General features: G+C 63.1%; 13 protein-coding genes. 10 read left to right on the top strand and 3 right to left on the bottom strand.

The annotated features are described in order from the left end of the window. Positions 1 to 356: 356 nt before the first annotated feature. From ACZM96_RS06425 to purM, 3 genes are read right to left on the bottom strand one after another with little or no spacing between them, the layout of a single operon-like run. On the bottom strand, positions 357 to 2513 hold the full coding sequence (locus ACZM96_RS06425) for a pyridoxal phosphate-dependent aminotransferase (protein WP_489488020.1): 2157 nt from the start codon (positions 2511 to 2513) through the stop codon (positions 357 to 359). Beyond that, a complete protein-coding gene (locus tag ACZM96_RS06420; protein WP_489488019.1) occupies positions 2510 to 2962 on the bottom strand; it encodes a 2-thiouracil desulfurase family protein in 453 nt (150 codons plus the stop codon). The genes ACZM96_RS06425 and ACZM96_RS06420 overlap by 4 nt, the downstream gene beginning before the upstream one ends. Next, entirely contained in the window at positions 2955 to 4007 is a 1053-nt protein-coding gene (gene purM / locus ACZM96_RS06415; RefSeq protein ID WP_489488017.1) for a phosphoribosylformylglycinamidine cyclo-ligase, read from the bottom strand. Before purM ends, ACZM96_RS06420 begins: the two co-directional genes overlap by 8 nt. Before the next feature lie 381 nt (positions 4008 to 4388). Here purM and ACZM96_RS06410 point away from each other — a divergent pair, with 381 nt between their 5' ends. From ACZM96_RS06410 to ACZM96_RS06365, 10 genes are all read left to right on the top strand, one after another. Continuing rightward, on the top strand, positions 4389 to 5450 hold the full coding sequence (locus tag ACZM96_RS06410; RefSeq protein ID WP_489488016.1) for a Smr/MutS family protein: 1062 nt from the start codon (positions 4389 to 4391) through the stop codon (positions 5448 to 5450). 461 nt (positions 5451 to 5911) lie between these two features. Next, entirely contained in the window at positions 5912 to 6895 is a 984-nt protein-coding gene (gene glpX, locus ACZM96_RS06405) for a class II fructose-bisphosphatase (protein ID WP_294487172.1), read from the top strand. 74 nt (positions 6896 to 6969) lie between these two features. After that, complete coding sequence (locus ACZM96_RS06400) at positions 6970 to 7929, top strand: ACP S-malonyltransferase (protein ID WP_489488013.1); 960 nt, start codon at positions 6970 to 6972, stop codon at positions 7927 to 7929. A gap of 2 nt (positions 7930 to 7931) precedes the next feature. Next, positions 7932 to 9599 (top strand): arginine--tRNA ligase, encoded by a 1668-nt coding sequence (argS, locus tag ACZM96_RS06395; protein WP_489488012.1) that lies wholly within the window; start codon positions 7932 to 7934, stop codon positions 9597 to 9599. Positions 9600 to 9601: 2 nt separating this feature from the next. Next, a complete protein-coding gene (locus ACZM96_RS06390; protein WP_489488010.1) occupies positions 9602 to 10408 on the top strand; it encodes an SPOR domain-containing protein in 807 nt (268 codons plus the stop codon). Positions 10409 to 10551: 143 nt separating this feature from the next. Beyond that, complete coding sequence (locus ACZM96_RS06385; RefSeq protein ID WP_489488008.1) at positions 10552 to 11109, top strand: YceD family protein; 558 nt, start codon at positions 10552 to 10554, stop codon at positions 11107 to 11109. A gap of 31 nt (positions 11110 to 11140) precedes the next feature. Beyond that, positions 11141 to 11326, top strand: coding sequence for a 50S ribosomal protein L32 (gene rpmF / locus ACZM96_RS06380; RefSeq protein WP_294487189.1), 186 nt, complete (start codon positions 11141 to 11143; stop codon positions 11324 to 11326). Then, complete coding sequence (plsX, locus tag ACZM96_RS06375; RefSeq protein ID WP_294487192.1) at positions 11316 to 12365, top strand: phosphate acyltransferase PlsX; 1050 nt, start codon at positions 11316 to 11318, stop codon at positions 12363 to 12365. The genes rpmF and plsX overlap by 11 nt, the downstream gene beginning before the upstream one ends. Before the next feature lie 249 nt (positions 12366 to 12614). Beyond that, a complete protein-coding gene (locus tag ACZM96_RS06370) occupies positions 12615 to 13619 on the top strand; it encodes a beta-ketoacyl-ACP synthase III (protein ID WP_489488007.1) in 1005 nt (334 codons plus the stop codon). Positions 13620 to 13678: 59 nt separating this feature from the next. Further along, positions 13679 to 13791 (top strand): SDR family NAD(P)-dependent oxidoreductase (locus tag ACZM96_RS06365; protein ID WP_489488022.1); only part of this gene is annotated, 113 nt, incomplete at its 3' end.

Raw genomic sequence — 13791 nt, 5'->3', positions numbered from 1 at the left:
CAGGCAGGAGGGAGCGCGGAATCCATGCGTAGTGTGCGCTGTGCGGGGAGATATGAGCAGCAGACCGAACGTCGGCGGAAGCGCTGTCGCTCGCTGGAAAGTTTCCCGGAGGGGAGCCGTCCGTCGCCGACCGGCAAGGGCTGATCGGCAAAGCGTCAGCAGGGGATTGCGGGGAGGGCGAGGGGGCGCGCCGAAAATCTGCACGGACGCGCGCAGAGGGAGTCCGCCGTAGGCAGAAGATGTTTCAGGAGCCGTGTTCTCCACCTGAACGGACGGGCGCAGAGCGTCGGGCGGATGAAAAAGGGCGCAAAAAAGCCCGGGAGCGCAAACGGCGACGCGCGTCCCGGGCGGAGAAGCTATCCCTTGAGGGCTTTGCGGAACCCTTCGGCGGAACGCTCTATGACGGCGTCTTCCACGGCGAAGGACAGACGGAAGTAACCGGGGAAGCCGAAGCCCGAGCTCGGCACGGCGAGCACGAGGTTGTTCGTGAGGCGTTCCACGATGGCCTTGTCGTCGCCGCCGGGAGCCTTGGGGAAGAAGTAGAACGTGCCCCTGGGCAGCGTGAACTCATAGCCTGCGTCCGCCAAAATGGCGGCGAGCTTGTTGCGGCGCCTGGTGTAGATGGCAAGCGCCGCGTCCGTGGACGTGCCGAGGCAGTCGGCCATGAGGTACTGGCCCACCACGGGAGGATTCACGAAGCCGAGCACGCGGTTGGAGAAGATGAGGCCGTCCATGAGCTGATCGGCGTGTTCCATGGCCGGGTTGACGGCAATGTAGCCCACGCGTTCGCCCGCCATGCCGTAGTTCTTGGCAAAGGAGCTGATGACCACGCTGTACTTGTAGAGCGGCAGCGCGGCGGGCACTTCAATGCCGTCGTAGGCGAGGAAGCGGTAGGGTTCGTCGGCCACCAGATAAATGATGCGGCCGATGCGTTTCGAGGCTTCCTCCAGCATGGCGGCGAGGCTCTTGATGTCCTCTTCGGAATAGACCGCGCCCGAGGGATTGTTGGGCGAGTTGATGATGACGGCGCGGGTGCGCGGCGTGACGGCTGCGGCCAGAGCCTCCACGTCGGGGCCGAAGTCTTCGGCGCGGCAGGGCACGGGATGAAGCGTGCCGCCGTGATTGCCCACATAGAAGCGGTATTCGCCGAAGAAGGGGGCCACGGTGAGTACTTCGTCGCCGGGTTCGAGCACGGTGTGGAAGAAGGCGTTCATCACGCCGGCCGCGCCGCAGCCGAGCATGACGTGCTTGGCTTCGAGGGCGGTTTTCTGCTGACTGCTCAGCCAGGCGGCCAGTTTTTCGCGGGCCCAGGAGAAGCCGGCGTTGGGCATGTAGCCCAGAATGCCCGGTTCGGACATGCGTGCGGCCAGGGCGGTCATGGCGCGGGCCGCTTCGGCGGGCGGAGCGAGATCAGGATTGCCGAGGCTGAAGTCGCACACGGCGTCGTTGCCGTATTTTTTGCGCAGTTCGATGCCGGCCTCGAACATGCGGCGGATCAAGGATCCCTGAGAGAGGTTCTGCTCCATGGCGGAGCTGATGACGGAAGCGGACATGGCACACTCCTTGAATGATGGAAGGAAATCGGGAAACGTGTTGTTCTGCTTTGAGCGCGCATGCGCGGCGTCGGCGGGAAGGCGGGAATTTTTGCGGCGCGCCTGTCGAAGCACGGGGTGGTCCAGTTCGGCGAGCGCGGCTTCGAGCCTGTCGAGCCAGAGCTCGACGAAGGCGGGATCGTCGGCCAGACCGCGCAGTTCGGCCTGACAGCGGAACCCGGCCGCGTCAAGACGGCTTTTCCATGAGGAAGGCGAGCTGCCCGCCATGTCTTCGAGCGTGTGGCGGCCCACGACGGAGAGCAGCGGCAGCAGCCAGACGCGTCCGCTGGGGGCGGCTTCGGCGGAAAGTTCCGGCAGCAGCAGATCGAGGCCGTCGGAGGCGGGAGAGTCTGCGGTGGCCTCGTCGGGACGCACCATGCCGGCGCCGACCATGCACGCCACATGAATGTGCGGATCCTGCGCGCGCACGGCTTCGCCCCAGCGCCGGTAAAGAATGTCGCATTCATGGCGGCTGCCGTGCGCCATGCAGACCACGGGTTCGCCGGGAGAGCGCAGAGGGGAAATGTGACTGAGAAGCGTGGCGGAAGCCTGCGCCACGGACGCGTCTTCGGGGTCGAGACTGGAGAGCAGGGGGCGGCCGAGACTGACGGCGAGTCTGCCTTCGTCGGCGATGACGCGGCAGTCTGCGGCCACGCCGTCGTATTCCATGCCGGGAATGAGGTGCAGGGGCTGCACCGCCACATGGGTGTAGCGCTCGTAGCGCATGCGTTTCAGGGCCTTGAGCACGGAATCGGACTTCGTGCGGGAGCTGGCAAGGCGCATGCGCATGGTTTCGGAGGTGAAGGCCCAGCGCACGGGCAGGCGGAAACGGACCTCCGTGGCGGCCTGCACGGCGCGCAGCGCCGCCGCCCCGCGGATGTTGCCGCATCCGTAGGCAACCAGAAGAACGCCTCGTTTCATGCCTTGTCCGGGGAAAACGTTTCTTCGGTGAAAAGCTGGAAGCCCTTTTTGCGCAGCAGCGCGGCAAAGAGCCCGTCGCCGTCGACAAGGGTGTGGGTGAAGGTGCCGTCGTAGATGCGTCCGCAGCCGCAGGACGGGGAGCGCGCCTTGAGCACGGCGGCCGAACAGCCGTATTCTTCGGCGATGTACAGCGCCGATTCCGCGCCGGAGGCGAAGGCCTGCGTCACGTCTTCCCCCTTGGCGGAAACGACGCGGCCGTCTTTCTGTTCGCTGGGGGTGCGGGGCGTGGGCAGACCGCCGAGCACTTCGGGGCAGACGGGCACGGCTTCGCCCGCGTTCACGAGGGCGGCGATTTCCGGGCGCAGGTTGGAGCGGCCGTCGTACCGGCAGGGAATGCCGGCAAGGCAGGCGCTCACCACGTATCGGCAGGGCTTGGGAATCTCAGTCAAAGGAAATCTCCACCTGTTCCTGATTGTCCTTGCGGCGGACTATGGTGCCTATTTCCCACGCGCCGGTGTTCATGGAACGGAAGCGGGGAAGCATGTCGTCGGCGGTCTCGCGGTCGGTGATCATGATGTAGCCGATGCCGCAGTTGAAGATCTGGAGCATTTCCGGCCAGGAAAGATTTCCCTGTTCCTTCAGCCAGTCGAAGATGGCGGGGCGCTCCCAGCTGGAGAACCGGATGTTCGCGCAGACCGAGGGCGAAAGCACGCGGGGAATGTTGTCGTAGAAGCCGCCGCCGGTGATGTGAACCATGCCCTTGATGGGCAGATCGCGCATGATGGACTTGACCTGCTCGGAGTAGATGACCGTGGGCGTGAGCAGCACGTCGGCAAAGGTGCGGTCGGTGCCGGGCACGATGTCGTCGGCCTTGACGCCGCTCTGCTCGTAGATTTTGCGCACCAGCGAGTAGCCGTTGGAATGCAGTCCCGACGAGGCCAGGCCGATGATGACGTCGCCTACGCTGATGGTGGAGCCGTCCACGATTTTCGGCCCGTCCACGATGCCCACGCAGAAGCCCGCAAGATCGTAGTCGCCGCTAGCGTACATGCCGGGCATTTCCGCGGTTTCGCCGCCGAGCAGGGTGCAGCTGCTCATCTTGCAGCCTTCAACGATGCCGCCGACCACGGTGGCGGCCTGATCCACGTTCAGTTCGCCGCAGGAAAAATAGTCGAGAAAGAACAGGGGCTTTGCGCCGAGCACAAGGCAGTCGTTCACGCTCATGGCCACAAGATCGATGCCCACAGTGTCGTGCCTGCCGAACATGGAGGCCATCTTGAGCTTGGTGCCCACGCCGTCGGTGCCCGCCACAAGAACCGGAGCCTGCATGCCCGTGATGTCGGGTCGGAACAGGCCGCCGAAGCCGCCGATGTCCGAAAGGACGCCGTGGGTCTGCGTGCTGGCCACCATGGTCTTGATGCGGGAAACCAGCTCGTTGCCGGCAGAAATGTCGACGCCGGCAGAGGTGTATGCGTCGGAACGGGAAAAGCTCATGGTTTCATCTCCTGGTTGAAGGCGTCCGCCCTGGGAGGCGGTCGAGCCGTCTGCATTCAAGCGCCTGCGATCCGCGTCGGGACCGGGCCGGAGGCGCGGGGTCGGGAGCGGCATTTCCCATGGAAATCGCGTAGGCAGGTGCCCCGTATTAATAGTCGCTTCCGGGGCGTTTGCCAAGTTTTTAAATGGCTCTTCGGCGCCGGAATCCCCGGAGCCTGTGATAATGCGCCGCGTCTTTTCGCTGCGCAGGCGAAAGATCGGAGGGCGCGCCGCATGGGCGGCAGGCGCGGCAGCCCATGCTCATCCCCTTGCTTTTCCCTGCGGACGATTTAGAACATGTCTGCCCGAGCGGCATGAATTCTTACTTTCAAGGCGGTTTCCATGAGCAAAGATGCTTCCAATCCCTTTTCCAGATTGAACGCCAAGGATTTTCCTTCCCGCAGCGAACGGGAGAATTTGAAAAAACAGCATCGCGCCAAGACGGTGGTGAAGAACAGGGACGCCGAGACCGCCGCGCAGGATGCCGACGTTGAACTGTTCATGCAGGCCATGGGAGGAAACGTGCGCGCGCTTTCTTCGGACAAGGCTTCGTCCGGCAGGTCGGGCGCGGGCAGGGCCGCCGCTTCGGAAAAAGCTTCCGGCGGAAGCGACAACGACAGCTTTGCCCGGGCGCTGGAGCAGCAGGGCGTGAAGAAGCTGCTGCAGAAAAAGAAGGAAAAGAGCGCGCCGGAAGCGCCGAAGGCCGAGCCCGAGGAAGAGGAGACTCCCGCCACGCTGACCGCCATGGCGCTGGCCGGAGCCCGCATAGCCCGCCGCGACGATGCGGCCATGCTGAACGAGGCCGCCGGAAAGCCCGTCGAAGCCGACGACAGCCGCGATTTTTTCAGCGCCATCAAGGGCACGGTGCCGCTCAACGGCAAGGGCCGCGACGTGCCCGTGGAACCGGAGCCTCCGGTGATTCCCGTGACGGACCCGAGGCATCCGCTGCAGGACTTCATGGAAGGCAAGGTGGAATTTTCCGTGGCCAGCACCGCCGAATACGCGGAAGGCCACGTGGTGGGGCTCGATCTCATGATCGTCTCGCAGCTTCAGGCGCGCCAGTTCAGCCCCGAGGCGCACATCGACCTGCACGGTCTGAACTGCGAGCAGGCGTTTCAGAACCTGGTGGGATTTTTCCGCAACGCCTACTACAAGGGCGTGAGAACGGTGCTCATCGTCACCGGCCGCGGACTCAATTCCCTGAACGGGGTGCCGGTGCTCCGCTTCCGCGTGCAGCAGTGGCTCACGCAGGATCCGTTCAAGCGCGTGGTGCTGGCCTTCTGCACGGCCAAACAGGAGGACGGCGGCGCGGGAGCCTTCTATGTGCTCATCCGCAGGCGCAAGAAGAGCTACGGAAAGATTCGCTGGGACGTCATGCCTTCCGATCCCGATCTTTACGAGTAACGAATACGAATGCTCCGGCTCGCGGCGCACGGCTGCGTCCGCCTGCCGGTGAAAACGTGTATCCGGCGTTCGCGCCGGGGCGTTTTTCTGCGGCCGCTGCCGAGAATGTCGCGGCAAAATTCCCGCGGCTTCCCCGGAGCGTTCGGAGCGCGGAGTTTTTTTCGCCGCGTGATCCTGGGGCGTTTGTTTTGCTAAGACGCGGGAACACCCTGCGCCCCGGAAACGGGGAGAGGGTGTTTCCGGGGCGTCCGCATGGGCTTTGTCTGCCCCGCATCTTCCGGGCGAAGGACGGCCTTTGCCGCCGCCGCGCCGGGGAACGTTGCTGCCGCCGCGCTTTTCGTCCTGCCCCTCCGGCATGCCTTTACTCTTGATGAAATACGCAGGCTCGGCTATAGTTATGGCGTTGCGGCCTGCTTTTGGGCCGTTCTTTATGTAAAAGCTCCTTTCCGAGGGAGGATCATATGCAAGCTCCTGAAAAAAATCTGGCGTTCGAACTGCTCCGCGTAACGGAATCCGCAGCTCTTTCCGCGGCCCGCTGGCTGGGAAAGGGCGCCAAGGAAGACGGCGACGGCGCGGCGGTTGACGCCATGCGCCTTTCTTTTGACTCTCTCTCCATCAAGGGCCGCGTCATCATCGGCGAAGGCGCCAAGGACAAGGCTCCCATGCTGTACAACGGAGAGGAAGTGGGAGACGGAACGGGGCCTGCCGTCGACATCGCCGTGGATCCCGTGGAGGGCACCAATCTGCTGGCCCTCGGACGCCCCAACGCCATCGCCGTCATCGGCGCGTGCAAGTCCGGCTACATGTACAATCCCGGCTCCAGTTATTACATGAAGAAGCTCGTGGTGGGCCGCGAAGCCCGCGACGTGGTGGACATCGACGCTCCCGTGGCCGACAACCTGCAGGCCGTGGCCCGCGCCGTGGGCAAGGACATCAACGACCTCGTGGTGTTCGTGCTCGACAAGCCCCGTCACAAGGGCCTCATTGAAGAAATCCGCAAGACCGGCGCCCGCATCACCCTGCACACCGACGGCGACGTGGCCGGCTCGCTCATGGTGGCCGATCCCAGCGTGGACGTCGATGTCATGATGGGCACCGGCGGCACGCCGGAAGGCGTCATTTCGGCCTGCGCCATCAAGGGCGTGGGCGGACAGATGTTCGGTCGCTTCGATCCTCAGTCCGACGCCGAGCGGCAGGCCATGATCGCCGAAGGCACCAAACTTGACGAAATCCTCACCGTGGATTCCATCATCCGCGCCGACGACGCCTTTTTTGCCGCCACCGGCATTTCCGGCGGCACCTTCCTCGGCGGCGTGAGCTATTCCGGCCGCGGAGCGGTCACCCATTCTCTGGTCATCCGCGCCAAGACCGGCACGTTCCGCTACATCGAATCCCATCACAACTGGGATCGTCTGATGAAGTTCAGCTCCGTCCGCTACGACTAGAAGACGGCGTCCCCCGCGTTCTGCGGGGGCACCGTGTGAGTATGTGACCCATAATCCCATCCAAGGAGTATGGAATGAACAGTGTTAAGACCGCCATCCTGTTCCCCGGTCAGGGGGCGCAGGCATCTGGCATGGGAAGGCGTCTTGCCGAGGCGTCTTCCGATATCATGGATCTCTGGAAGAAGGCGGAAAGCATCAGCGGTCTGCCTCTGCGCGAGATATACTGGGACAGCGACGACGCCACCCTCATGGCGGAAACCCGCAATCTTCAGCCCGCCATCACCGTGGTGAACCTTGCGCTGTGGCTGAGCGTGGCCGATCGTCTGTCTCCTGCCTGCGCCGCCGGTCACAGCCTGGGCGAATTCAGCGCGCTGGCCGCAGCCGGCGTGCTCCCCATGGACAAGGTGCTCGAACTCGTGTCCCTGCGCGGCCGCCTCATGGCCGACGTGGATCCGGAACACATCGGCACCATGTGCGCCATGATCCGCCTCTCTCAGGAACAGGTGGAAGCCGCGGCCAAGGAAGTGTCCGAAGCAACCGGCAAGCTCGTGCGCGTGGCCAACAAGAACACGCCCCTGCAGTTCGTGCTGAGCGGCCATCGCGAGGCCGTGGAGGCCGCGGCGGAAAAGCTGAAGGCCGAAAATCCGCGCGCCAAGGGCTTCCCGCTGGCCGTGAGCGGCGCGTTCCACACGCCCATGATGGCCGAAGCTTCGGCGGAATTTTCCAAGCTGCTCGACAAGCAGGACTGGCACGACGCGAAGTTCCCCATTTATTCCAACATCAACGGCGAGCCGCTGACCGACGCGGAAGCGCTGCACAGCGCCATGCGCCGTCAGATGACCTCTTCCGTGTGCTGGGTGGACACCATTTCCAATCAGTGGAGAGACGGCGTGCGCCGCTGGGTGGAGTTTGGTCCGCAGGGCGTGCTCACCCGCATGGTGCGTCCCATTCTCGTGGCCGCAGACGTGGCCGACGGCAGCTACACCACCGTTCATATTCCCAATAAAGACGCCGTTGATGCATTTGAAGGATAACGATGCGCGACATACTTCTCATTGAAAAGGCCCTCCGGGACATCGTGGCCGGACACGGCTGGGAATGGCCGGAAAAGGCCGTTCTGGAAACGCCCAGAGACGCCAGCCACGGCGATCTCGCCACCAACCTCGCCATGGTGCTCTCCAAGCAGGCCAAGGCCGCGCCCCGCGCCGTGGCGGAAGAGATCAAGGCTGAACTGTGCGACAAGTTCCCCGGACTTGTCACGGCCGAAATCGCCGGCCCCGGATTCATCAACGTCACGTTCGCTCCGTCGTTCTGGCAGGGCGTGGTCTCCGACGTGGAAGAGCAGGGCAAGGCCTTCGGCTCCTCCAAGAACGGCAGCGGCCGCCGCATCGTGGTGGAATACGTGTCCGCCAACCCCACCGGCCCCCTGCACATCGGACACGGCCGCGGCGCCGCCGTGGGCGATTCGCTCACCCGTCTGCTGCGCTTCGCCGGATACGACGTGTCCACCGAGTACTACATCAACGACGCCGGTCGTCAGATGCGTCTGCTGGGCGATTCCGTGTATCTGCGCATGCGCGAAATCTGCAACCTGCCCGTGGTGTATCCCGAAGATCCCAAGGGCTGGTATCACGGCGACTACATCCGCGACATCGCCCGCGAAATGCTGGACAAGGATCCTTCCCTGATCGAGCGTCCCGAGGCCGAGGCCAAGGATCTGTGCTACGAGTACGCCTGCGCCACCATTCTGGCGGGCATCAAGGAAGACCTCAGGGAATTCCGCGTGGAGCATCAGGTCTGGTTCTCGGAAAAGAGCCTCGTTGACGCCGGCAAGGTGGAGGAAGCCTTCGACAAGCTGCGCGCCATGGGCCTCGTGTACGACAAGGACAACGCCGTGTGGCTCGCCACGCAGCAGTTCGGCGACGACAAGGACCGCGTGCTCCGCAAGAGCGACGGCTACCTGACTTATTTTGCTTCCGACATCGCCTATCACGCCAACAAGTTTGAACGCGGCTTCGATGAATGCATCGACGTGTGGGGCGCGGATCATCACGGTTACGTTCCCCGCATGAAGGCGGCCATCACCTGCATGAAGCACGACCCTGAAAAGGATTTCCACGTGGTGCTCATTCAGATGGTGAACCTCATGCGCGGCGGCGAGCCTGTGGCCATGTCCACCCGCTCGGGCGAATTCGTCACCCTGCGCGAAGTGCTCGACGACGTAGGCACGGACGCTGCCCGGTTCATGTTCCTGTCCCGCAAGAGCGACAGTCCGCTTGACTTCGATCTCGATCTCGTGAAGCAGCGGAACATGGAAAACCCCGTGTACTACGTGCAGTACGCCTACGCCCGCGTGGCCGCGCTGCTGCGCCGCGCCGCCGATCGCGGCGTGGTTCTTCCCGAACGCTGCACGGCGGACATGCTCGCGCCCCTCACCTCGGCCGACGACCTGGCCCTTCTGCGCGAAGCGGAACGTTTCCGCAACGTGGTGGAAGACGCGGCCCGTTCCCGCGCGGCGCATCCCATAAGCTTCTACCTCATGGAGCTTGCGGGCAAGCTGCACAGCTACTACGCCAACAACCCCGTGCTGAGCGGCGACGACGAGGCCGTCATGAAGGCGCGCCTTGCGCTGCTGCGCGCCGTGAGCGTGGTCATTGCCAACGGCCTTGATCTGCTCGGCGTCAGCGCTCCGGAATCCATGTAGTCATGGCCAACGCCTTTTATCGCAATTCCTCCTCCAGCGCGAAGAAGAACAGCGAGCGCGAACGTCGGCAGACGGCATTCTTCGCTTCGGAGGAAAGCTCGGACGCCGCGGCTTCATCGGCCGCGGCGGATGAGGCGTCTTCGCGCCGGGCCGCGCCTTCGCGCAGCGAAACGCGTTCCGAAGGCCGGAGCGTGTTTGCCTGGCGGGCCAACATTACGCCTTCCGCGCTTGTGACCATGAGCGTGCTTGCGCTCGTCATGCTGGGATTCAGCTTTCTCTCCGGCGTGATTGTCGGGCGCAGCAGCATGCCTCTGCCGCAGGCGCTGGAGCTCGACACGCTGCTTTCGGAGAGCCCCAAGGCCGAAGAAGGGGAGAGCGAGGAGCCGGAAAAGATTCTTCCCAAGGAAGAGCTGCGCTTCATGACCAGCCTGAAGAGCGACGCCGCGGGCGGCGTTCTGGCCGATGCGGACAAGGCGTCGGACGCGGCTCCGGCCGTGACGCAGGAAAAGGCGGCCCCGGAAAAGCCGAAGCAGGAAGTGCAGAAGCCCAGAGAGCCGCAGTTCGACTACGTGCTGCGCGTGGCCGCCTTCAAGGAGGCGGATCAGGCGCAGGCGCTGCTCAACCGGCTTTCCAAGGACGGCATTCGTGCCCGCCGCACGCAGGCCAAGACCCGCCGCACCACCTGGTACTATGTGCAGGTGCTCATGCGCGGCAGCAAGGCCGATCTTCAGATGCTCAGGCGCAAGCTCGACGGCTACGGCCTGCACGACGCCATGCTCATCAGCGAAAAGGCTGTCAAAGGAAAATAGGAGGCGTCGCCGGACCCGTCCGCAGAGTGAGAAACGTTTCTCCCCAGGAGAAAAAAGACGCGGAGCGCATGCGCGAAGCGCCGTCTGCACACTTGACAAAGATGGGCCCTGTGGGTATTTTGTCATGTTTCCAGAGGTAAAGCATGGATCTTAGACACATCGCACTGAATGAGATTGAACCTCAGGGGCTCAGCCTCACGGTTTCCGACGAGGAAGTCTGGAAGGGGCCCATTGAGGAATATCATCTGTCATGCCGCATAGTTGAGCCTGTTGTCGCCGAAGTGTTTCTGCTTCCGCAGGAGGACGGCTGTCTGCTTCGCGGCACGATTCGGGGCGTGGTGGCCATGCCGTGCAACCGTTGCATGGAAGAGACTCTTGTGGTGCTGAACCAGAGCTTCGACGAGTTCGAGAACTACCCCGGACTGGGCGAAACCGAACCGGAAGAGGAAAGTCCTGCCGAACTTCTGGATGAATGCGCCGTGACCATGGAAGGCGGAGCGCCTTTTCTTGATCTGGCGTCGCTTTTGTGGGAGGAATTTTCGCTGGCTTTGCCGGTGAAGCCTCTCTGCAGGCCGGACTGTCGGGGATTGTGCCCCGTGTGCGGCAAGAATCTTAATGAAGGTGCCTGCAGCTGTTCCCGCGACAGCGGTGATCCGCGGCTGGCTGCTCTGCGTCAACTGAAAGTGAAACATCAGGGATGACATCCCCGTTTCCGCGATAAGGAGAAACAACATGGCCGTTCAGCAGAACAAAAAGTCCCACTCCAGAAAGTGCATGCGTCGTTCTCACGATCGTGTGGCCAAGCCCACCGTCATCTACTGCTCCTGCGGCGCTCCCACCAAGCCTCACAGCGTCTGCCCTTCCTGCGGCAAGTACGATGGCCGTCAGGTCGAACCTGTAGCCAGCAATGAGCAGTAATCGCGCAAGATTGGCCGTGGACGCCATGGGAGGGGATTTCGGCCCTTCCGTGGTCGTTCCCGGCGCGCTTCAGGCCGCTCGAAACACGGGCGCCAAAGTAATCCTTGTCGGTATTGAGGAAGCGATCCGCAAGACGCTTGCCGATCTTTCCGAGCAGGACGGAGAAGGTGAACTGTACGAAATCGTCAACGCCACGCAGCTGGTGGAGATGACCGACAAGCCTTCCGAAGTTCTGCGCACCAAGAAGGATTCCTCCATGCAGGTGGCATGCAGGCTGGTCCGCCAGGGCAAGGCCGACGCCTTCATCAGCGCCGGTCACTCCGGTGCGGCCTATGCCTGCGGCATGTTCATTCTCGGGCGCATTCCCGGGGTGGAACGGCCTGCTCTGGCTTCCGTGATTCCCACGGAAAAGTCGCCCATGCTCCTGCTCGACGTGGGCGCCAACGTGGAGTGCCGTCCGCATCATCTTTTTCAGTTCGGACTCATGGGTGCCACCTTCGTCAAGGACATCCTCGGCTACGAGGATCCGCGGGTGGGCATCCTGAGCATCGGCGAAGAGGAAGGCAAGGGAAATTCCCTGGTGAAGAGCAGCTATGAACTGCTCAAGCAGGCTTCCAACCTCAACTTCATCGGCAACGCCGAGGGCCGGGATCTGTTTACCGGCAACATCGACGTGGCGGTGTGCGACGGTTTTGTGGGCAACATCGCCCTCAAGCTGAGCGAGGGCCTGGCCACTTCCCTGACGCATCTTCTGAAAAGGGAACTGCTCAACAACGGGCTTCTGCCCCGCGTGGGCGCGTTCCTTTCCCTGAAGGCGTTCCAGAACTTCAAAAAGATGGTGGACTATGCGGAATACGGCGGCGCGCCCCTGCTCGGTCTGAAGGGCATCGCCATCGTGTGTCACGGAAAGTCCAATCCCAAGGCCATCACCAGCGCCGTCACCATGGCCAACACCTATGTGGTCAAGGGCACGCAGCAGCGCCTGGTGGAAACCATCAGCGCCAACGAGGAGCTGACGAGTTACGGCCGCAGCGTCTAGCTGCCCATCATGTTTTTCGTCGTGCGGAAAGTTCTCCCCTCCCGAGAGGGCTTTCCGCACGACGTGCCGTGAAAGCCGGCGCGTCTGCGCCGCCTGACGGAACAGGGCGTTCCTTCATGCGTCCTGCCGGCCGCTTCGTCCCTTTGCGGAAAATGTGCGGCTTCTTTCGGAGGGAGGCCGTGCGCGCCTTTTCTCTCCGTCTTAAAAGGAACGACCGCCGCCACGCGTGCGGCTGTGTTCGGACATCTCATGAATCATCCCTGCTATATTTGTGGACTCGGCTCCTGCATTCCTCCCCGCGTCATGACCAATCATGATCTGGAAAAGCTGGTGGAAACTTCCGATGAATGGATCACCACCAGAACGGGCATCAAGGAACGACACGTTCTCGAAGATGGCGTCAATGCTTCCGACTACGGCGCAGAAGCCGCCCGCGCGGCCCTTGAAGAGGCCGGCGTGCTTCCGGAAGAGGTCACTCATGTTTTCGTGGCCACCTGCACCCCCGATTATCTCTGCCCCAGCACGGCCTGCGTGATTGCTTCCAAGCTCGGCATTTCCGCCGCCGACGGCCGCAAGGGCAACGTCATGTGCCTCGACTTCAACGCCGCATGCACCGGTTTCGTGTACGGCCTGGAGCTTGCGCGCAACACCGTGCAGAGTCATCCCGACGCCGTCGTTCTCCTCGTGGCGACCGAGGCTCTTTCCCGCCGCACCAACTTTACCGACCGCACCACCTGCGTGCTTTTCGGCGACGCCGCCGGCGCGGTGGTCATCCGTTCCGAAGAGAAGGGCGCGCTCTGGCAGCTTCGCGACGTCGTGTGCTCTTCCGACGGCTCCCTCCACGATCTCATCAAGATCGGCGGCGGCTCCGCCTGCCACATCAAGGAAGGAGACACCGTGGGCGCCGACTGGTTCATTTCCATGCAGGGCATGGCCGTGTTCAAGCACGCCGTGCGCAGCATGACCGAAGAGAGCCAGACCATTCTTGCCCGCAACGGCGTTTCGCTGGATGAGCTCGACCTCTTCATTCCTCATCAGGCCAATCTCAGAATCATCAAGGCCGTGGGCGAACGGCTCGGCATCGACGAGAACAAGGTGTTCGCCAACGTGCAGCACTACGGCAACACCTCCGCGGCCACGCTTCCCGTGGCCATGGAAGACGCCCGCCGCTCCGGCGCGCTCAGACCGGGCATGAAGGTTCTGCTGACCAGCTTCGGCGGCGGCATGACCTGGGGATCCGCGCTGCTGGCCTAGTTTCTCCGTTGTCATTTCCCCGGAAAACGCTTAGTATTCCCCCCATCAGGAGCATGAGCATGAGCGAACTCCCCCCTACCGCGATTGTCACCGGTGGTTCCCGCGGCATCGGCCGCACCGTGGCCCTTACCCTCGCCGCCGCCGGATATCAGATTTATTTCACCTACGTGAG

It is taken from the genome of Mailhella sp., assembly GCF_057866825.1.
This window is presented reverse-complemented; position numbering and strand designations above follow the sequence as displayed.

Coding starts and splice junctions, on each gene's coding strand:
- ACZM96_RS06425 (WP_489488020.1), bottom strand. CDS start 2,513: ATGAAACGAGGCGTTCTTCTGGTTGCCTACGGATGCGGCAACATCCGC.
- purM (WP_489488017.1), bottom strand. CDS start 4,007: ATGAGCTTTTCCCGTTCCGACGCATACACCTCTGCCGGCGTCGACATT.
- ACZM96_RS06410 (WP_489488016.1), top strand. CDS start 4,389: ATGAGCAAAGATGCTTCCAATCCCTTTTCCAGATTGAACGCCAAGGAT.
- glpX (WP_294487172.1), top strand. CDS start 5,912: ATGCAAGCTCCTGAAAAAAATCTGGCGTTCGAACTGCTCCGCGTAACG.
- ACZM96_RS06400 (WP_489488013.1), top strand. CDS start 6,970: ATGAACAGTGTTAAGACCGCCATCCTGTTCCCCGGTCAGGGGGCGCAG.
- argS (WP_489488012.1), top strand. CDS start 7,932: ATGCGCGACATACTTCTCATTGAAAAGGCCCTCCGGGACATCGTGGCC.
- ACZM96_RS06390 (WP_489488010.1), top strand. CDS start 9,602: ATGGCCAACGCCTTTTATCGCAATTCCTCCTCCAGCGCGAAGAAGAAC.
- ACZM96_RS06385 (WP_489488008.1), top strand. CDS start 10,552: ATGGATCTTAGACACATCGCACTGAATGAGATTGAACCTCAGGGGCTC.
- rpmF (WP_294487189.1), top strand. CDS start 11,141: ATGGCCGTTCAGCAGAACAAAAAGTCCCACTCCAGAAAGTGCATGCGT.
- plsX (WP_294487192.1), top strand. CDS start 11,316: ATGAGCAGTAATCGCGCAAGATTGGCCGTGGACGCCATGGGAGGGGAT.
- ACZM96_RS06370 (WP_489488007.1), top strand. CDS start 12,615: ATGAATCATCCCTGCTATATTTGTGGACTCGGCTCCTGCATTCCTCCC.